At 56.8% G+C, this 20,430-nt stretch carries 14 protein-coding genes; 6 read left to right on the forward strand and 8 right to left on the reverse strand.

Annotated features, from left to right (window positions below):
• The first annotated feature begins 23 nt into the window (after positions 1–23).
• Positions 24–977, forward strand: a complete 954-nt coding sequence (locus tag H5P30_RS15770; protein ID WP_185693872.1) for a hypothetical protein — start codon at positions 24–26, stop codon at positions 975–977.
• Between the two features lie 30 nt (positions 978–1,007).
• Here the strand turns inward: H5P30_RS15770 and H5P30_RS15775 are convergent, their stop codons facing one another.
• The 4 genes from H5P30_RS15775 to H5P30_RS15790 all read right to left on the reverse strand — a co-directional run bounded on the left by H5P30_RS15775 (position 1,008) and on the right by H5P30_RS15790 (position 8,398).
• Positions 1,008–2,873 carry a sialate O-acetylesterase gene (locus H5P30_RS15775; RefSeq protein ID WP_185693873.1) on the reverse strand — a complete coding sequence of 622 codons (1,866 nt, stop codon included), beginning with the start codon at positions 2,871–2,873 and terminating at the stop codon, positions 1,008–1,010.
• Positions 2,874–2,965: 92 nt separating this feature from the next.
• Positions 2,966–5,812 carry a family 78 glycoside hydrolase catalytic domain gene (locus tag H5P30_RS15780; RefSeq protein ID WP_185693874.1) on the reverse strand — a complete coding sequence of 949 codons (2,847 nt, stop codon included), beginning with the start codon at positions 5,810–5,812 and terminating at the stop codon, positions 2,966–2,968.
• A 9-nt stretch (positions 5,813–5,821) separates the two neighbouring features.
• Positions 5,822–7,339, reverse strand: a complete 1,518-nt coding sequence (locus H5P30_RS15785) for a sulfatase family protein (protein ID WP_185693875.1) — start codon at positions 7,337–7,339, stop codon at positions 5,822–5,824.
• Positions 7,340–7,348: 9 nt separating this feature from the next.
• Positions 7,349–8,398, reverse strand: a complete 1,050-nt coding sequence (locus H5P30_RS15790) for an SGNH/GDSL hydrolase family protein (protein ID WP_185693876.1) — start codon at positions 8,396–8,398, stop codon at positions 7,349–7,351.
• Between the two features lie 213 nt (positions 8,399–8,611).
• Between H5P30_RS15790 and H5P30_RS15795 the strand changes: the two genes are divergently transcribed.
• Positions 8,612–10,036 (forward strand): sulfatase family protein, encoded by a 1,425-nt coding sequence (locus tag H5P30_RS15795; RefSeq protein WP_185693877.1) that lies wholly within the window; start codon positions 8,612–8,614, stop codon positions 10,034–10,036.
• Here H5P30_RS15795 and H5P30_RS15800 read toward each other — a convergent pair.
• Positions 10,030–11,397 (reverse strand): sulfatase family protein, encoded by a 1,368-nt coding sequence (locus tag H5P30_RS15800; protein WP_185693878.1) that lies wholly within the window; start codon positions 11,395–11,397, stop codon positions 10,030–10,032. The genes H5P30_RS15795 and H5P30_RS15800 overlap by 7 nt on opposite strands.
• A 116-nt stretch (positions 11,398–11,513) precedes the next feature.
• Here H5P30_RS15800 and H5P30_RS15805 point away from each other — a divergent pair, with 116 nt between their 5' ends.
• Positions 11,514–12,191 carry a sulfatase-like hydrolase/transferase gene (locus H5P30_RS15805; protein WP_221774387.1) on the forward strand — a complete coding sequence of 226 codons (678 nt, stop codon included), beginning with the start codon at positions 11,514–11,516 and terminating at the stop codon, positions 12,189–12,191.
• Positions 12,192–12,229: 38 nt separating this feature from the next.
• Positions 12,230–12,811 carry an IS630 family transposase gene (locus H5P30_RS15810; protein WP_185693879.1) on the forward strand — a complete coding sequence of 194 codons (582 nt, stop codon included), beginning with the start codon at positions 12,230–12,232 and terminating at the stop codon, positions 12,809–12,811.
• 215 nt (positions 12,812–13,026) lie between these two features.
• Here the strand turns inward: H5P30_RS15810 and H5P30_RS15815 are convergent, their stop codons facing one another.
• The 3 genes from H5P30_RS15815 to H5P30_RS15825 form a co-directional block, all read right to left on the reverse strand.
• Positions 13,027–14,424 (reverse strand): sulfatase-like hydrolase/transferase, encoded by a 1,398-nt coding sequence (locus H5P30_RS15815; protein ID WP_185693880.1) that lies wholly within the window; start codon positions 14,422–14,424, stop codon positions 13,027–13,029.
• 178 nt (positions 14,425–14,602) lie between these two features.
• The gene (locus H5P30_RS15820) at positions 14,603–15,862 is read right to left on the reverse strand and encodes a sulfatase family protein (RefSeq protein ID WP_185693881.1); all 1,260 of its coding nucleotides are present in this window, start codon (positions 15,860–15,862) and stop codon (positions 14,603–14,605) included.
• Between the two features lie 21 nt (positions 15,863–15,883).
• Complete coding sequence (locus tag H5P30_RS15825; protein WP_185693882.1) at positions 15,884–17,428, reverse strand: sulfatase family protein; 1,545 nt, start codon at positions 17,426–17,428, stop codon at positions 15,884–15,886.
• 569 nt (positions 17,429–17,997) lie between these two features.
• On the opposite strand from H5P30_RS15825, the gene H5P30_RS15830 reads away from it, so the two are divergent.
• Both H5P30_RS15830 and H5P30_RS15835 read left to right on the forward strand, forming a co-directional pair.
• On the forward strand, positions 17,998–19,038 hold the full coding sequence (locus H5P30_RS15830; RefSeq protein WP_185693883.1) for a GntR family transcriptional regulator: 1,041 nt from the start codon (positions 17,998–18,000) through the stop codon (positions 19,036–19,038).
• On the forward strand, positions 19,035–20,426 hold the full coding sequence (locus H5P30_RS15835) for a sulfatase-like hydrolase/transferase (protein WP_185693884.1): 1,392 nt from the start codon (positions 19,035–19,037) through the stop codon (positions 20,424–20,426). Before H5P30_RS15830 ends, H5P30_RS15835 begins: the two co-directional genes overlap by 4 nt.
• The last annotated feature ends 4 nt before the right edge of the window (positions 20,427–20,430 follow it).

Here is a 20,430-nt window from a genome sequence, read left to right on the forward strand (position 1 = left end):
CGGAAAGAGGGAAGACCGGACCGATGCATGACCGAAGCACCATGTTCTACAATCCCTTGAAAAAGGAGTGGGTTCAGAGTATCCGCATCAACCATCCTCTCGCTGCCCGTTCTCGCAGTCACCATGCCGACGCGGACTTTCTCAAGAGCGGGGAGTGGACTCACGAGACCATGACCGAGTGGTTGCGCGCGGATAGCATGGACAATGGGAAGTATCTCCGCGCCCAGCTCTACAACTTCGATGCGATCGCCTACGAAAGCCTTCTGATCGGGTTTCACCAGATCCTTCACGGCCCGCACAACGGAATCGGCGAAAAATCCGGACTGCCGAAACTCACGGAGCAGTATCTGAGCACCAGCCGCGACGGTTTCCATTGGCACAGGCCCGAACGCACTCCGTTCATCGCCGCTCGCCGCGAATACGGATCCTGGGAGTATGGCTACGTCGAATCCAGCGCTGGCATGTGCCTCATTGTCGGCGATGAACTTTGGATATACTATTCGGCCTATGCCGGGGACCCGAATCGCATCACCAGTGATTGGAGAACCAGCGGCACCTACGCCAACGGCGCCGTAGGGCTGGCGAAACTGCGCCGCGACGGCTTTGTCTCCATGCGCCCGACCTTCCCCGGTTGTTTCCTGTGGACCCGTCCGCTCCGATTCGACGGCTCCCGTCTCTTCGTCAACGCCGAAACGGCTGGTTCCTGTCTGAGTGTGCAAGTGACCGATTCCGGGGGCAAAGCCATCCCAGGTCTCTCCCACGAAGATTGCCTCGGATTCACGGGTAACAGCACCTGTGCGGAAGTGAAATGGAAGGACCGCGACCTCAGCGGACTCGGCAACGAAAAGATCCGACTGCGTTTCCGCTTAGACCGCGGCGATCTCTTCGCCTTCTGGATCACCAATTCGCCGGAAGGAAAAAGCGGCGGATACACCGCAGCCGGGGGTCCGGGATTGAGCGGGGGACGGGATGACTGATAACTCGCTCTCGACCGCAGAATTGAGGTTCTAACAGAACCCGGGGACAGGCAGGTCCTTGAGACCCTTTCTTCGCTGGCTCGGACTGAGATCCGTCCTCTCCAAGCGAAGAAAAATTCCCCAGGCTTTCCCGTCATTGGCTCCGACGGCCACCACCACCCGGTGCTTCCCTTTGGTGCATGGAATGCTTTTGCTCTGTCCTTCGTCGGGAATAGCCGGGTTGGTTCCCTGCCAATCGTTCAACATCATCTTCCCGTCCACCCATGCGCATACCGGTCCATCGTATCCCAGCATCAGCTTGAGTCGCATGTCTGTCGGGCAGGAAAACTCTGCCTGGTAGAGAAGAGTGCCCTCCTTGAGTTCCTGAAACTCCTTGCTCCTATTGGCGAATTCCTGATCAAAAGACCGCTTTTTCCATGCCAAAGGTTTGAGCTTTTCCGGTGACTTCAGATCCTGCAAAGAGATCGGCGTGGTAGCGCATTGAAACTGCCGACAAAATTCGGAAAAGGCACCAGGGCGTCTCAGGGGCAAAGGTCCGAACACGGGTAGAGAACGTCCGGCTTCGTCCACGATGTTACAGTACGGGTTGGTCCCGTAGCCGTAGTGCAAGTGCGCCAGGGAGAGCGCCTTGGTGCGCAAAGAGGTCAACACATGGACTTCGTTCTTGTGTAACTGAATATTGTAAATCGTGTTCGTCCCCTGCTCATCTCCGACATAGAACCCGGCAGGCCTGCTGCCCGAGGTCAGCTTTCCGGCCACGCCCTCGTAGGAAAGAATAATCTTTCCGCTGTCGGTGCGGGGGATGTGTTCTAGGTTCCAGGACTTCAAACGAATGGGAGGAGGTGCAGCTCTCCCTCCGCGCTGAAGATAGTCCATCTCCAAAGCGAGTCGCCTTCCAAGTATTTGCTGGGCCTCACCCCCAAGATGAATCAGGTCATCGAGAGCGAGATCGACCGCCGGCACTGTGCCAACCGCTTTGAGGGAACGGGCGAGCTGAAGCTGCTCCTCCTGCACGCGGTTCCATGCGGCTCCATGGTCGGGAGTCTTCGGGATGAAACGGGAAAGTTGGACCATGACAAATGGGAGGGCAGGGCATTTACAATCCCGGCGAAAACACCGGATCAGTTCTCTCGTCTTTTCACGAAAGGCTGCGGCCCCGGCCTCGCCTCCAAAAGCATCACTTTCGCCCTGATACCAAACAATGCCGGCCACGCGACCACCCACTTTTTGAACTCTTCGTATCGTTGCCCCGTACAGGCTGTTTCCGCCTTCCGATTTTTTGGCGGGATCCCATTGAGCCATACTGGTGCCGCCATGTGCACAAGGGATGAGACCTTGGGGAATCCCGTTGCGGCGGTGCATCTCCTGCGCGAAGGCGACTCCTGGCCCCGTACAATGCTCGCGTACATTCGGACGCACACCTCCCTTGATGATCCAGTGCACCTTGTCGACGCAGTCCCACATATTGTGAAGAGGATCTTTTGCCGTGCCCCACCGATCATCCATGTAGAAGGCTCTGGACATGGGATGGGACTTTGCCGCCTGATTCGCCATGCCACAGCCTTCCATATTGGATTGACCGGCAAGCACCCACACATCTCCCACCAGCACGTCCCTGACGGTCCGTTTCGTCAGCACTTTTCCGGCGGAGTCCCGGATCTCCAATTCGATGGAATAGGGGCCCCCGTTCGGGAGGGTTTTCAGTTCGCCGGAAAACGTTCCTTTCTTCGCCCGGCCTGCGACATACCAGGGACCACTCCCGTCCGAACCGGCAGTGGAAACCCGCGCGAACAAAGTGCCCGGACTTTTGCTAGAGCCCGAAAAAGGAAATCCACCCTCTTTGCGAGGGCGGCGTTGGAGAACCATCCGGGAAAACAAGCCTTCAGTGATTTTCATGAAAGAATTGAATGTTCATCTTGAGATTGTAGCTTCCTCTCCCGGTAATCGTCCGAAGCTGGAGGCCGGGCACAGGAAGGTCCCCGCTCCGTTCACGCACCACCGGCCGACGAGGAATCCACGGATGGCAATGTGCTGGCGAATTGGTAGCTCCCAGAGCCAATCTCCAGCTCGACGCAGTCTGCAGCGGACTCGAGGAATCTTACCTCTTTCAGTCCGGAGATTTTGCAGCCACCCTCCGTCACGGAATCAATCGATGCGGCGGGAATCGATACTTTCGCGGTGGTGTTGGCGGGGATGCGGACGTCCAATGCAAATTGTTTACCCTCCACTTTCCACTGCGACAGTATTCGACCGTTGGGGGACTGATACTCCGCCTTGACCCAGTTGACCGGTTCAATGTCGGGGTTGCTTCCCGTGGACGGCGGGCGGGGATGAATGAGGATCCGACGGTATCCGGGTCCGTCGGTATCGATTCCTGCGAGGGAGCGGAAGACCCATTCGTTCACCGCACCGAAGGCATAGTGGCTGAAGGAATTCATTGAGGCATTGTTTTTCTTTCCCGAGACCCCTTCAAATCCGTACTCGCGGGTGTAGGAATCCCATCGTTCCCAGACACTGGTCGCGCCCTGTTCCACCTCATAGCCCCAGCTTGGAAACCGACGGCTCTGATAAAGTCGGCAGGCCAGATCATGCCAGCCATGCCGCGTCAGCACGGGAAGCAGAGGCTTGGTTCCGAGGAAACCGGTGCTCATGCGAAACTCATTGGCCTCGATTTTCTGTGCCAGATGCGCCGCCAGTTCCTCGGCGGCCACTGCCGGAACCATGTCAAACTCCAGAGCGAGGACATGCGCCGTCTGCGATTCCACTTTCAACTGGCTGTCCGGGGCCAGATAATCCTGAGTGAAGAGGGTGGTAATCTTTTGATGAAGCTGACCATAGTGCATTGCCTCTTCCGGCTTCCCCACTGCTCCTGCCATCTCCGACATCAGCCGTGCCGTGTGAGCGAAGTAACAGACGTCGATGAATTCGATCGGGGTTGGATCATTAACATGAAGCCAGTCGCCCCAGGTGTTGCCGTCCTTCCGTCCTCGGAAATCCGGTGCCCGCTCCTGACGCCAATCCATGAATCGCGTCATCGATTCCCAGTGCTTTTCCACCAGCCGCGTATCGCCGTAGACTTGCCACATCGTCCACGGGCAGATGATGCCCGCATCGGTCCAAGCCGTGCCCCAGGTGATGCCGGATTTCATGATGGCAATGGGGTAGGGACAAAAATCGCGATAGGCCCCGGAGTCGCATTGAGCCTCCACCACATCATCCAGCCACTTGGTGAAGAAGGCCGCAACATCCGCATTGTACGTTGCCGTCCGCACATAGATCTGCGCGTCGCCCATCCAACCGAGGCGTTCATCGCGTTGGGGGCAATCGGTAGGAACATCGATGAAGTTGGCGCGCTGTGTCCACTGCGTGTTCTTCCAGAATCGTGTCAGTGCGGCATCGCTGCAGGCAAACTGCGAGGTGAGCGGTGTGTCGCTGTGAAGGACCAGGCCGGTGAGCATATCGGGTTCGGGTGTTTCCGAAAGACCCGTGATTTCAACATATTGGAACCCGTGATAGGTAAATCGCGGCGACCATTCCTCCCCGCCCACTTCACCGCGCAGGATATAGGTATCGATGGCGAGAGCTCGACGGAGATTCTCCGTCATCAGAGAACCATCCGGATACAACATTTCGCCGTGGCGCAGGACCAGCTTTGTGCCGGCTTTGCCTGCGACCCGCAGACGCACGACTCCAGCAAAGTTCTGGCCGAAATCGAAAACGAATGTGCCGGGAGCAGGCTCTGTAATTTTCTGTACTGCGATTTCCTCCACCGCCCGGATGGGTTGTGCCGGGTAGGACTGGAGTCTGGCTGGTGGCTGGAATCCCAGTTCCACTTCACGATCGCCGCGTCCATCGATGAACGGCGCTTTTATGCTGCCGTTTTCTCCGGCGCGGATTGCGGATTCCCATTCTTCGGAAACCTCCTCGGCTTGGGGCAGGCACCAGTCCTTTTGCTCGGCCCGAGCATCGAAAGTTTCCCCCATCAGGATATCCGCCTGGCGAACAGGTCCGTTGCTGTTCACCATCCATTCCGTATCGGTTCCAATGGTTTCCCTGGTGCCATCCGCATAGTCGATCTCGAGTTGGGCCAGAAGGGATGGCGTTTTGCCGTAGATGTTGCGACCGCTTCCGTTCGGTCCCATTCCCGCATGAAGACCGAAAGCAACATATCCTGCATACCAACCGTCGGCAACGACTGCACCAATGCGGTTCGCCCCTTCGTGAAGCAATGCGGTCACATCGTGTGTGCGGTAGCAGAGGCGTTGGGCATAATTGGTCCAGCCCGGCGCCAGATAATCTTCATCAATCCGCTGTCCGTTGAGGTGCAAATCGAAGACCCCGAGCGCGGTGGCATAGAGAGTGGCTCGTTGAATCGCCGGACGGGTGGCAAAGGACCGCCGGTAGTAACGGGCGGGCGGAAGCTGTAACTCGCTGCGGCTTGCCCACACCGGTGAATCGTCCCGCACGGAGATCCACTCAGCCGTCCAATCCTCCGGCTCTAGAAGTCCCATGCTCCAATGCGCGGATTCGCTCCAGGCCGACCATTGCTTTGCTCGATTACAGACTCGAACCTTCCACCAGACCTGCTGGCGCGACTTAAGCGGAATCCCCCTGTATTCGATCTGGTGCGTCTCAGAGCCTGCGACTTGTCCACTGTCCCACAGATCCCCGATTCCACGATCCAAGAGGTCGGGCGAGGATGCGGCTAAGATGTGATAACCGGTCTGCGCGTGTCCGCGCTCCTCCGATTCAAGCTGCCACTCCAGGCGCGGATTGGGAACATCGATACCCAATGGGTCGGTGAGATATTCGGTACGGAGATTCCGTACTCTCATGGTGCTGAATTAAAGGTAATTCAACTGACGGTTGCGCGCCCGCAGGACAGCTCCGTGCGCGTTCGACTCCTTGCCATCGTCCGCTGTGGCGTAGGCAAGTGGTTGTTCTTTTGAGCCGGTCGCCGGCCAGATCGTGGTTGCCCGTGTCGTGCGAATCAACCACTCCAAAAGCAATCGCCGACATTGATGGAGCACGGGGGCGTAATCCGCCTCAAAATACAAATTCCGCGTTTCCCCCGGATCGGCCTCGAGATCGTAGAGTTCGCCCGCTTCTTTCCCCCCGAACGTCTCCGGTTGGTAGTGCACATAACGCCAGTTTTTGTATCGCAAGGATTTACTCCAGACATTCTCCGTCACCGCCACCTCTCGTACGGGATTGTTCTCCCCCCGGAGGAGTGCGCTGAGATCACAGCCATCCGAGGTTTCCATCGGTGGAAGACCGCAAAGCGTGGTGAAGGTCGGGGCGAAATCGATATTCTCGGCCAGCAGGTCACAGCGGTGTTCGGATGGGGAGATACCGGGCACCCGCCAGACCATGGGAACCCGGCAGACTTTTTCCGAGCAGATACCGGGCGCTTTTTCCGGGACCCCGAATGTCCCGGAGTAGGCTCCGTGGTCCGAGCCATAGACCACGATGGTGTTTTCGGTCAGCCCGTGGGTCTCGAGGAAATCCATCAACTCGCCGACCGCGTGATCTACCTGCGTAACGCAGGCCAGATAACCCCGCCAGACGCGGCGTGCCCAGCTTTCGAAATCGTCCGGTTTAAGCAGTCCGTGACCGTTGCGGTAGCGTTCCACCATCTTTTGGAAATGCGGGGGCCGGTGCGCCGCGTCCTGATGCAGCCCCACTGGCAGGTCCAGATCTTCGGGATACCTATCCCAGAATTCCTGATCCGGGGTGTAACATTGGTGCGGACGCGGCAGGCTTACCTGAACGCACCATGGCTGATCTCCGCTATCGCTGATAAAGCGCCTGGCCGTCTGCACGCACCAACCTTCCACGCTGTGCTTGTAGGGTAATAGGGAAGGGCGCGCTTCATGCTGTTGCTTCCCGGGAAATTCCGGCAAACGTATGCTGTCTTCCTGTTCCCTCAGTCCAAGGGCCTCCAGATACTCAAAATAGGGAGAACGGTAGCTGTTGGCACCCGACTTGTTGTTTGATGCGGATTCATAGCATTCCGCCAGAAGATCCACATCATCCACCACCCAGTTGTGAGGCTGATCCGGCAAATGCAATTTTCCGATCCCGGCAGTGCGATACCCGTGCCGCCGGAAATGACCCAGATAATTGGGAAGCCGCTCCGGCCGCGGTCCGCCCAGGCCGTAGTAGCCATGATTGTGACAATACTGACCGGAGAGCATGCTTACCCGGCTCGGCGTGCAGATGGGGTTCTGCGTGTAGGCGCTGGAAAAGCTGACCCCCTGCGAAGCCAGCCGGTCGAGATGGGGCGTGATCGCCTGGGGGTGACCCGCATGCCCCATGCAGGCTGCCTGGTGCTGGTCGGAGAGAATGTGAAGAACGTTCATCAGTCTGTTTTAGGATGATGCCTCGTCCTTGGCGATGCGAAGGGGCGCGATGATGGGCTCAAGTAATCGGGCCAGATTTTCACCCATTTGCAGATGCCCGGCCTCACTGGGATGGATGAGGTCGCATGACAGTCCGCAGAAGTCCGTCAGCACATCACAACCCTCGATCAAGTGCACCCCTTCGTTCGCCATCTCCGAGGCTATCGCGCGGAGGACATGGTCGTATTCGGTCTGACGCTGGAAGATCAAATCCTCGTGTTGTTCCGGCGGTATGTGATGAGTGCGATTGAGAAAATGGGTGAGGAGAACAATGGGAGCACCCGGTTTTCCATCCCGCAGACGTCGCACCAGGTACCGGGCCCGCCGTTCAAACTCCTCCACGGGAAACGTTCCCCGCATGTTGATGCCCAGTTCCAGCGTCGCAAAATCCCACGTTTCCTCCGAAGCGAAGTAATCGGCAAGGGTCTCCTCGCAATGACAGGCGCCTCCAAACCCCTTGTTCAGCACGTCCACGCCCAGGCGGTGCGCCGCACGGTGAGGATATCCCTTCACCGAGGCGTGAGTGATCGAGGATCCATAAGCCAGCCAGCGGAGCGCGGGTTTTTCATCAGCGGTCGGAGGCCGGACCGGAAATCCAATCGAATCAAAGCCCCAAAAGCTGGTGGGTCCGCCGCTGATCTGAATGCGCCATACGTCAGGAGAAAACACGCCGGATTTCAGCCCTTCGCTGGTGACCGTGGAAAATGTCTCGGGAGCCGCAAAATCAAACACCCTGGTTGTCCCGCCTCCCATCCCGTGTTCGCTGTGCCCATAGCCTCCGCGAAATACGTGCAGGCGATTGCCGCCTTCATGCGCCGCAAGCGAAAGGCGGAATTGGGGAGCCTCGGTGACAAAGCGCAGTTCGACGCCGGTCGGGCTCAATGCCCGCAGGCGCGCCCGGTAGTTGAGCGTCTCGCGCACTCCTTGTGGGATTCGCACCAGTGAGAGACCGGAAATCCCGTCCAACGCCTCCAGAGCCCCGACATTGTGGAATTCAATATTGTTTTGCTGTAGAATCATCCCACCTAGTGCTAGGGCTTACAAAGAATCTGAGTCAATTTAATTTTCCCGTTTATTCTAGAGTTGGGATCCTGTTCAAGAGATTGTGTCCGCTATGAATTTCAACGGGCCAGAATCTGCGATGAAAGCATATGTACTCAAAGAGTTGTTCCCGATTTTTCTATTTTCCTTGTCTGTAGCATTTCTTTGTATTTTACTCCAGCAGATTTCTCTATGAAACGCCCTAATATCGTCTACATTTTCGCCGATGAATGGCGCGCCCAGGCGACGGGTTACAATGGTGATCCCAACTGCGAAACTCCTGTGCTCGATGCGTTCGCCGCGCAGAGTATGAATCTGACACATGCGGTTAGCGGGTATCCGGTTTGCTGCCCCTATCGTGCCAGCCTGCTCACCGGGCAGTATCCGTTGACCCACGGTGTTTTCATCAACGACGTCGAACTGGACCCGAACTGCCACAGCATCGCCCGTGCTTTCAAAGACGGAGGCTATCACACGGCTTACATCGGAAAATGGCATGTTTACGGAAGCCCTGAAGGCCATTATCAGCGGCGGAATGATCCGGTGCCGCGGGATTTTCAGATGGGCTTCGACGACTGGAAAGGCTTTGAGTGCAGCCACGACCACTTGAATTCCGGCTATTATCACAACGACGATCCCACGTTTCATCCCTGGGGTGACTACGATGCTTTTGCCCAAAGTCGGGCTGCTGTCGATCATCTGCGCGAGCGGAGCCAGGCCACCGATCCATTCCTACTCATGCTTTCCTGGGGACCGCCTCACTTCCCGCTGGATAATGCGCCGGAGGAGTATCTGAAACGCTACGAAAACCGCGAAATCGTGTTGCGCGAGAATGTGCCGGAGGACCGGCAGGAGAGGGCGATCCGGGAATTGCGGGGCTATTATGCTCATATCGCAGCCCTGGATCACGCGTTGGAAATTGTCTTAGACGGACTGCGCGACTTGGGTCTCGAAGAAGAGACGATGGTTATCGTCACCAGCGACCACGGCGAAATGCGGCAATGTCAGGGGCTGAAGACCAAGCAATTTCCGTGGGATGAAAGCATTCGGGTGCCATTTCTCCTGCGCTATCCGCCGGTGACCGGCAGGGGTGGCAGCGAATTGCCGATTCTTATCGATGCGCCGGATATCATGCCGACGCTCCTCCACTTGTGCGATTTACCGGTGCCGGAAAGTGTCGAGGGACGTGACTGGTCCCCTGAGATCCGGGGCACCCGTGCAGTGGATCCGGAGGATGCCGCACTCCTGTCCATTGCAGCCGGATTCACCGAATTGCGGTTCAATGCGATGAGCGTTTATCGCGGCGTTCGCTCCCGCCGCCATACCTATGTCCGGAATCTCCACGGGCCGTGGCTGTTGTATGACAACGAAGCCGATCCCTATCAGAAAGACAACCTGATCGATCGGCCTGACCATGCGGACTTGCAGGCGAAGCTCGAAAACAAATTACAGCAGATGCTGGCCGCCCGCGGCGATGAGTTTCTACCGGGAGAGGCCTATCTCGAACGAGCCGGACTGACCCACTACCATGAGACTCAAAGCGAGCCGCAGCAAATCTGGCGTGATCCATGGAAGAGTGAAGGCCCGGTTCCCGTTTCCGGACGGCAGGTCTATTGAGCGGTAGAAGGGACCGGTTGAAATGGATCTTTCGTTCGCCGGACATACTCCTGCAGTTTGTTCCGCATCCGTTCGAGGATCTTCTCGTGTCCCGGCTGGTGGACGAGGTTTTTCATTTCTCCGGGATCAGACGGCAGATGAAACAGCTGCTCCTCGATCAGGTCCATCGACCGATCAACGTAGCACATATATTTGTAGCTTCTGTCTACCACGCAGCGGCCGCGAATAGATGAGCGCTGGTTTTCCCCGAATCCCCCAAACTCGGTTTGCAAAATAATATGATCCGGCCATTCGTCCTCTTCGCCTCCCTCCGCCAAGTTTTTAAGACTCCGGCCGGGCAATGCCGGAGGAGGTGGGACGCCGGCATAGTCCAGCAGGGTCGGTAATAGATCAAGACCGATGCTTACCGGACACTCCTTGTCCAGACGTCCACCGGAAGGGATTCCCGGCCCGGTCATAATCAAAGGCACACGGGCGCATTCCTCATAGAATGTTTGCTTCTGATTCCATCCGTGGGCACCGCAGCCATCCCCGTGATCACTGGTGAAGAGGATCACCGTTTTTTCGATCAGTTGCCTGATTTCCAACTCATGCAACAGCTCTCCGATCTGAGCATCCACCTTTTCCACCAGTCGATGGTAGGCCCAAAGATACTGCCGCCAATTTAGTTCATTGTAACCCGCTGTCGGATGAATTCTAGGATACAACGACTGAACCCTTGCCAGCACCGAAGAATCTTCCGGCGTTTGGCCATGGTTTTGCGGAAGTGGCGGGAGCTGGGCGGGATCCTCGGGCACGGGAGGGATATCACCATTCGGGAGCCGATCCGGAATGCCGCCGGCGATTCGTGCAAACTCACAGATGTCATGCGGATTCAGCCATGAGGCGAAAAGAAAGAAGGGACGGTCTCTTGGTCGATCGAGGAACTCCCCGCAGGTTTTCGGGATTCTCGCGTCAATTCCACCTTCTTCTGCAAGGCGTACGAAAGGGAAACCATGGGAGGCTTTGTCCTCGACGGGAACGGCAAGATGCCACTTCCCCACATACCCGCAATCGTAGCCGGCGTCAGAGAGGTATGTCCCCATCATGGGCTCCTTGAGGAAACCGGGATGACCATGAAGATTATACGTGACGTTGATTTCGTGCGGATATCGTCCGGTGATGATGCTGTTTCTTGAAGGAACGCAAAGCGGCTGGGTGGCATAGGCACGATCAAATGCGCAGCCGCGAGCCAGAAGTCGGTCGAGATTTGGAGTGTGCAAACCGGGAGTTCGCCCGAGACAGCTCAGCATGTCGCCAAAATGCTGGTCAGTCATGATGAGCATCAGGTTCGGTTGATTGCGTGGATCTTCTGGTTTCATGGGTTAGCGAGGGTCTTCGATTCCGGAAAACAATTTTCGTGTAATTTATTCTCTATTTTTCCAATCATCTCTGCAATGCTGTGTTCCGGTAATTTACTCTGAATTCATAACAGTCAATGAAGACAAGAAAGCGACCCAACGTCGTCATATTTTTCACCGATCAGCAGCGCTGGGATTCGAGCGGACTCCATGGGAATCCGCTCAACCTGATGCCGACCTTCGACCGGTTTGCCCGGGCTCATACGCATGTGGCTCAGAGCTTCACCTGCCAGCCGGTCTGTGGTCCGGCTCGCGCCTGCCTGCAGACCGGGCAGTACGCCACCACCAATGGTGCGGTCGACAACAACTATCCACTTCCCAAAGACCGTCCAACGCTTGCCACCTGCTTCAACGATGCGGGATATCGTACCGCCTACTTCGGGAAATGGCATCTTGCCGCCGGCCCTATCGGCCCAGTTGAACCTGAAGACCGAGGTGGTTATCGGGATTGGCTGGCTTCCAACATACTCGAGTTCACCTCCACGCCGTATCAGACCACTCTCTACAATAACGAAAGCGAACTGGTCGAACTCTTCGGTTATCGACCCGATGTGATGACCGACGCCGCCATCCGCTACATTGTGGAACACCGGAAGGAGCGCCCGGATCAACCTTTTATGGCTTCGCCAGTGGATCAAACAGTCTCCAGACCTCACCCTGGAAGAGCTGCGGGCGCGGTGCGCCCAAGAGTTGGAGGTGAAGATCGGCATCAACGCCCTGTGGCAGCGATTGGACAAGCTCGGTTTGAGCTTTAAAAAAAACTCTGCTCGCAAGCGAGCAAAACAGACCTGATGTGGCTCTGGCCCGGAGTCGGTGGAAGCAGTGGCAGCCGAATTGGGATCACCGGCGCCTGGTCTTCATCGACGAGACCGGGCTGAACACCCAGATGACACGCCTTTACCGCCGAGCCCCGAGGTCCGAACGCTGCCTGGACAGGCGTCCCCACGGGTACTGGCACACCAACACCTTCATTGCCGCTTTGCGCCATGATCGCCTCGATGCCCCGTGGCTGCTGGACGGGCCCATGAACGGCCAAGCCTTCCTGGTCTATGTAAGCCAGATCCTCGCACCCACCCTGAGAACCGGCGATCTGGTCATCTGCGACAACCTCAGCAGCCATAAAGTCAGCGGCGTGGCTCAGGCACTCGAGCAGGTCGGAGCCTCTCTGCTCTATCTTCCACCCTACAGTCCCGACCTCAACCCCATCGAGATGGCTTTCTCCAAACTCAAGGCTCTCATCCGAAAACAGTGCGCACGTTCTTTCGACGAGCTCTTTGCTGCGGTCGCCGATGCCACCGGATCCTTCCAAAGGCGCACTGCTCCTGATTCTTTCGTCACGCCATGTATGCGACAGACTAAAACGAAAGTGCTCTAGAGGGCCGCAAGGGTCGGTGCGAGCTTCGCTTCCAATCTTTTGTTATGGGCTAGCCAAGGCAGAACAACAGCCCGTTGGACTCGCACCATTACATAATCTTAACCTAGCCGAATCCACTGTCCTCGCGAACGAAGATATCTACCTTGCGCCCGAGTCGGCGGAGGATGGCAGGAACGATCTTCTCTAGTGCTTTTCTTTCTAGGAGGTATTCGGTTTCAGGAATGGAGGTGGTTCCTGCAGGAGTCTGGATATTCTACCGTACGTTGGCTGTGGTTATTCGGTAGGGGATACTTGGAGCCCTCAGCGACTGTGATTGTGCAAATGAGTTCGCCGATTGACTGCATGCGTTTGAGAATTCGTTCACGGAATCGGCTCCGGATTTCTTTGTAGGCTGGAAAACCGATGAGATTGGTTAATTCATAGGGGTCGGCGTTCAGGTCATAGAGGTGGCTTTCCACGTAAACTTCGGCCGAGGCACTGGTCTCGGCTCCGTCGGGGATGCTGATCGCGTATTTCCATCGTTTACTTCGCAGAGCCCGTCCGGTACGCACATTCTTATCGCCAAATTGGATGAAGGCTTCGTCCGGCCAGTCTCCGGAGGTTTTTCGGGTTAGGGGCAGGATACTGCGCCCGCTCATGGTTGAGGGCACTTTGATGTCGGCGGCGTCCAGCAAGGTCGCGGGAACGTCTACCAGGCTGGTGGCCTGATCGAGCCGTCCGCCTCCTTCGAATGGGCCGCCGCTGAATACGAGCGGTATGCGAACCGAAGATTCATGGCAGGTGCGTTTGTAATCGTCGTTCCGTGTTTTGAAATGACAGCCATGGTCGCTGAGGTAACACACGATGGTCTCGCGGGTGGAGTCGAACGAGTGAACCGCTTCCATGAGGCGTCCGAAGGCTTCGTCCAGACGCTTGACCATCCCGCAGTAGCCGGTCCATTGGGCATGACTGCTGCCGCCTAGCGTCTGAAGATCCGGCGGCATCCAGCTGCCGCGGAATAGCGTCTCCGTGAAGTGTGGTGCGGGGTAGCTGTCATTTGTGTTTTGGTGGTGTGGCTCAAGGAAGGAAAGACAGAGGAACTGCGGTCGTTCGTCATTCTGAGCGGCGTGATTCAGCTGCCGAATCGCTTCGTCGGTCATAGCGTCGACCCGGTAGCCGGGTAGGCGGATCGCTTTGTCCTGCTCGTTCCAGAGCGTGGTGGAGTAAGGTCCGCTTACGAGTTCCAAAGTCTCTGCGGCAAGCCAGCGTTCGTAGCCACCGCGGCGAGCCGGTGGCACAGGCCCCGGAGGGCACTCGGGGCCTCCCAGATGCCACTTGCCGATGTAGCTGGTGGCGTAGCCAGCATCGCGGAAACATTGAGCCAAGGTGATGGCATCATCTCGGAGGGGCAGGCTGTTTTGCCAGACGCCGGTCTGGGAGGCATACTGGCCGGTTTGAAGACAGCTGCGGGCGGGTCCACAGACCGGTTGGCAGGTGACGGCCTCAGCGCAGAACGTACCCCGCTGCGCATACGCATCGAGATTGGGAGTCAAGCCGGTAGGGTTGCCGTGGATTCCAAGGGTATCCCAACGTTGTTGATCGGTGAAAAAAATGAGGACGTTTGGTTGTTTCATTGGCGGGATTCGGTTTCAAGATCGGAATTTCATTCGGAAAGCATGAGAGCGCTTGGGCCGTGGTGGTTTTGACTGCCCGGTGGATGTTTTCGCCAGCGTGGGTCGATATCGGTGGAGAGAGACCAATAGGGGTCCTCAGTGTTTGAGGTGTATTTCTTTAAAAGGTTTCGGTGCCGATTCAGTTCAGGGGCGGCGCCGGCATCATGGATAAGGTTTTGGGTTTCTCCCGGATCTCGGCGAAGGTCGTAGAATTCCTCACGATCGCCTTCGATGTAGTGGATATATTTACAGTTTTCGGTGCGGAGCATGCGTCCGGGCTCCACGGTAAAACCCCATTCGGTATGCAACTGGGTAACCACGTAGTCTTGGGGGTGCCCGTTTGCTCCCTGCCGGTCAGCCATGGGGCCAGTGATCGTCCTCTGAGACCGTCGGGAATTGGCAGTTGGGTGAGCTCGCATAGCGTCGGCATGAGGTCAAGAAGGGAAGCCAGCGGCGTGTCGATCAAGGTTCCGGTCGTTTCAATGCCGGGTCCTGTGGCAATAAATGGGACCCGGGTGGTCTCCTCGTAGAAACTGGTGTGCTTGGTGACCTGTCGGTGAGCCGTCATGGCGTCACTATGATCTGCCGTAAGGATGATTAGGGTATCAGCAAAATCTCCGCGACTCTCGACGGCGTCAAGGAGCCTTCCGATCTCCTTGTCGAGTCTTTCAACATAGTGGTGATAGGCGGCCAGGTAATGGCGGAAATTCGTATCGGTCCATCCTTCCGTCTGTGCGCTTCTGTTATGGGCGCAACAAATATACTGGACCGATGGTGGACGGGACTCCAGGTCACGATCATCGAAATTGTCCGGAAGGTCGGGGAGGGGACCGGGCACGGGCCGATCCTCATGCTCGCCTCGGTTATGACCGATCCAGTTGCAGATGTTGTGGGGATTATTCAGGTCCACAGCGTAGAGATAGGGTGAATTCTCCGGATCGCGTGGTTCGGTTAGAAATCCGCAGGCCCTTTCCACCGTATAGCGGTCCCGGCGTGTGTCGTAGTCGACCGGCCACGCCCCGCATTCGGCGTCAACGGGAAGTTCTTCCACTTGAGCGCAGTCGAACCCGCGAAGCGCCCCATTGTCATGCCGTTTCCCGAAGTGGACCGTTTTGTAGTCGGCGTTGAGGAAGATCGACCCGATGGTGGGTAGGTGGGGGTCTACGTCGGGGCAGGGGAAGGCGCGACCATTCGAGAGCAAGCCGGTCTCATGGGGATGTAGGCCCGTCCAAAATGCGGCTCGCGCAGGTGCGCAGAGAGGACATGGGCTGTAGCAGTTTCGGATCCTGGTGCCGCGCTGGAGAAGCCGGTCCATGTTGGGCGTTCTGGTAAACCCGTTTCCGTAGGGAGCAAGCGCGAGGGCGGAGAGTTGGTCCGCAATCAGCAACAAAATATTCATTTGGTCATGATTACAGTCGCTTCAGGAATTCCAAGGCGGAATCGGGAGCCAGGGGGTCTCCTGTGTGTAGGCATCCATAAGCTTCTGCAGCAGGGCAGCCTTGGTGGATTGAAATTTGGGGTCATCCCAAAGGTTACGGCGCTCGAAGGGGTCCTTTACCCGATCAAACATTTCTCCCCAGGATTGGCCTGCGTAGACGGTCAGACGAAATTCGGGTGTCACGAGGCAGCGCGGTCGTAGGCCGGTGCTGGGCTCGTCATTCTCAATCACCACCGAGTCGCGAATCGTTTTTTCCGGATCGCTGAGCAAGGACCGCCAGCTCCTTCCCCCGAGAAGGTTTAGCGGTTGGACGCTGCCCCGTTCGAAGGGGGTAGGCTTCTCGCGCCATTCGCTGCCCGGTAGAGGCAGGTCCGCGAAATCCAAAAGGGTCGGCAGCAAGTCCATTTGACAGATAAGGGAATCGCTTACGAGTCCGCCGGGTGTTTCCGGTGCCGCTACGATCGTGGGAATGCGGATACAGCCATCGAAGGTGTAGAAGGCTTTCCAGAGCAGCCCCTGGTCGCCCATCATGTCGCCGTGGTCGGATACGAAGGCCACCACCGTGTTTTCCCAAAGTCCGTGCCGGTCCAGAGTATCGAGAACGCGCCCGATTTCCGTGTCCAGGTGGGTAATCATCCCGAATGTCAGTGCCAGCATTTCCCGGCGTTTCGCTTCCGTGAGCCCGGAGTTATCGGTTCCGCTCGGATGGATTTTACCCTCGTGCACCTGTTGGTAAATCGGCGGCAGCCGTTCCGTTTCGGAGGGTGGCGGTAGCTTTACGTCGTCCGGATTGTACAACGTGTCGTACGGCGCCGGAGGAGCCACCGGAAAATGGGGATCAGGAATCGAGCAAAAGGTGAAAAACGAGGCGTTCTCGGCCGCACAAGAATCAATGTGACGGATGGTCGAGTCCGTGATGTAGCGGTTGTAGTGGAGCTCGGCGGGCAATGCCATGCGGTAGCAGTTTGCCGCCGCACAGGCTGGTTTTCGTGCATTGTTGGGCTTGAGCATTTCCGGGTCGCCACCCTTTGATTTGAGCCAGTGGATGTATTCTCCGAATACGAAACTGGTATGGCCGCCGACAAAATCGACGGTATCAAAACCGAAATAGGGCGTCGTGAACTCGGAAAAATTCCCCCGGTTCCAAGCTTCGAGGTCTTCCGGAAAACGTTGCGGATCCGGCTGGTCGAGTTTGGGAACGTAGGGGGTTAGGTGAAGTTTGCCGGCCGCATGGGTTCGGTAGCCGGCGTCTTTGAAGATCTGGGGCAGATAGTGAAGTCCGGGATGCGCCTGTTGTCCGTTGATCCGAACCCCATGGTCGCGCTGCATCAAGCCGGTGAACATCGTCGTGCGCGCCGGCATACAGATAGGGTTGTTGCAGTACGAGTTCGAGAATCGGATGCCTCGTGCTGCGAGACGATCCAGGTTGGGCGTTCGAACATTCGGATGTCCGACGCACCCCAAATGCTCCGCCCGCATTTGGTCCACGCAGATCAGGAGGACGTTCCGTGGGTTTCTTTCGCGCATGATATCGGTGGCGGAACGGTCGTGAGTCGAAGCCTCAGACGTCTCTTCTACGCCTGCGGAGCAATAGGGTACCCGTCTAGCCCAAAGTCGATGAGGATGGTTTGAGCCTGTGAGAAACTGGCGCTTAGGAGAATACAGGCAACGGGAAGCAGTGCGCGGCGGGAGATTTCTATCAAAGGACGATTGGAGGGTTGTAGTTTCATGATGCTATCGAAGAACCCCTGCATTGGAGAAACAAGAAATATATGTTAGCATCTATTTTAATTATATTAATTAAATCGAGATCTCGATTTTCCAGATAACTCTCATAGAATCGGGGCTATCATTCGGGGGATCAAATAGGCGATAATGAATCGAGGTCGAAATAGATAAAGGTGTTGAAGCCCGATTTCGATTTCGATAGCGATTTCGTATCCGTCGTGCTGCCTAATGGATCGGCGGAATCATTAAATACATTTCAATGAGCTATGATGCATAGATTTTAGGAAAATGAATTGAGATACTTTCTCTGTTTTTCTCTTGTGCTTTCCGAAAGAGCCTATTCTGGTCATACGGCATCCATTCCTGTCATGGCACGAAACACGGGCATTCCTCACTTTTTGCGAATTGCAGACAAACTGGCGGCCCGATTCGTTTCGGAAGAGGCAGGTAGGCGCCTGCCATCGGTGCAGGCGATTGCGCGCAGTGAAAAGGTATCCATCAATACCGCCCATAGTGCGGTGAAAGAGTTGCAGCGACGTGGCGTGGCTGTGTCGCGCCGAGGGTCGGGAAGCTATTCGCTGGGGCAAGAAGGCCCGGTAGCGCAGGTATTCGGCTATTTTGTACATATGCCACGTTTTGCCGCTTTTTTCCGCAGCCTGACCGAGCGTCTCGCCCGGCAGGGCTTGCGGGTGGTTCTGACGGAGACCGGACTGCGGGGCGAAGCCCTTGAGGAAGGTTTCGACCCGGAGGAGGTCGCAAAGGCCGCCATCGTGGTGTGGGTCTGTACAAGCCACCCGGAGGGCGTGCGAGCTTGCACCCGAGCGCGTCGACGCCTGCCCGCAAGAATGCCGATGATTTTGGTGACGGACCCCCTCGGGCTGGAGGTGACTGGCGGGCATCGTTTCGATTTCGTTCATTGGGGTACTTGGGACAGTACTCGGATGCTCGTGCAACAACTCGGGGAATCCGGAGTTCGGCATCCGGTCTGGATCGACCGATCCGATGTGGCCACCTTGACGCAGAAGGAGGCGGTAGCCGGTTTCCTGAGCGGGCTGGTCCAGGCGGATGTCAGGCGTCCGCTCGATCACATCTTTCGCTGGGATGTAGAGCGGCCCGGATCGTTGGCGGCTCTCTTTGCGAAGACTCGGAGTTGGCAACCCGGTGCCATCCTCCTGCAGTATGACTACCAGGAAGAGTTTCGAGTGGTCTGCTCCCGTGAGGGGATCCGCCTGCCGTCGGATCTGCCCGTATTAGCTTTTGGACATGGCGAATCGCGTCATCGGCTGCTGCAATCCTGGCGAAACCTGGCGAGGACTTGCGCGGATTTGATCGCGAGCCGCCTGCGGGATCCTGCGCGTCCTAATCTCAACGTCAGCCTCAAACCATTGAGGGAGAAGAGAAAAAAATGAAACGCCATCCAAATGTTATCGTGTGCCTGTCTGATCAGTGGCGGGCGTTTGAAGCGGGTTGTTACGGAAATCAGGCCATTCAAACGCCGCATTTGGATCGGTTGGCGGAGGAGGGGATTCGTTTCGAGACAGCGGTCAGCAATTTTCCCGTGTGCACGCCTGCGCGGTCGGAAGTCATTTCGGGGCAGCATTACCGGACATGTAGCCCGATCTCCTGCAATACGAACGAACTGTGGCCGGAGAAAAGTCGCACATGGTTTCCGCAACCAACGATTGCCGAGCGTTTTCGCGAGGCGAATTACGAAACGGCTTTGATCGGGAAGTGGCATATGGGACCGGAGCCTTTGCTGTGTGGATTCGATAGTGCGATCTACCCCTGTATCGTTCACCGTCATTACGATCAGGAATATGTGGAGAATGGGGGAGAGCCCTTTCGTGTAGGAGAGTTCGGACCGAATTATGAAAAGCGGAGGCTTTCGGATTTTCTCGGACAGACCCGCGAGAATCCGTTCTTTCTCTACTACAACATCTCCCAGCCACACATGCCGCTCGGCGAAGGCAATCTGCCGAATCAATTCCGTGGGTTGTATGAGAAGGACCAGCTTCCGCTTCGGCCGAACGTGTTTCGCGACGGGGTTATGGCGGACTGCGACGAATGGTTCTGGACCTACCTCGATCCGGATTTTTGGTATCGGACGATGGTGCTCGGCGAGAAGCCGCGGGAAACAGACCATCCGCCGGAGGGCTATAATCTTCGTGATCTCTACCGGGATTACTATGAAATGGTCACCTGCGCCGACGAACAGCTCGGCCATCTCATGGATGAGCTGCGACGGCTGGGGTTGGCTGAGGATACAATCCTCGTTTTCAGCAGTGATCACGGGGACAACTTGGGAAGCCATCATCTTTTCAACAAGGGCCAGTTGATTGAAGAATCGATCCGCGTCCCTTTGGTCTATTGGGCGCCGGATAGGTATGCTCCTCGGGTTGAACGAAAACGGTTGGGGCAATTGATCGACATCATGCCGACGATGCTCGATCTTGCGGGGATCGGTGTTCCGGAGGGCCTGCACGGACGGAGTATTCGATCGGTTCTCGAGGGTTCCGAATCCGAAGGGGAACAAAATCTGGCCTTCATTGAGACGCCCGGTGGCGAGATTGGAGTGAGATCGTCGATCCACATGCTCGGCGCAAAAATTGATCCGGAGTCCAATTCGATCTTGGAGGACGAGATGATATTTTACGATTTGGAGCAGGACCCGTTCGAGGAGAACAATATTGCCGGAAACCTGGATTCGCTACCTTTGCAGAATGCCCTTTTCCAGCGTCTTCAGTCGTGGCATGCGAAGACTCCGCGGTTTGCATCTACAGGCGTGGGGAATGAATGATGAA

It is taken from the genome of Puniceicoccus vermicola (assembly GCF_014230055.1).
Lineage (GTDB): Bacteria > Verrucomicrobiota > Verrucomicrobiia > Opitutales > Puniceicoccaceae > Puniceicoccus > Puniceicoccus vermicola.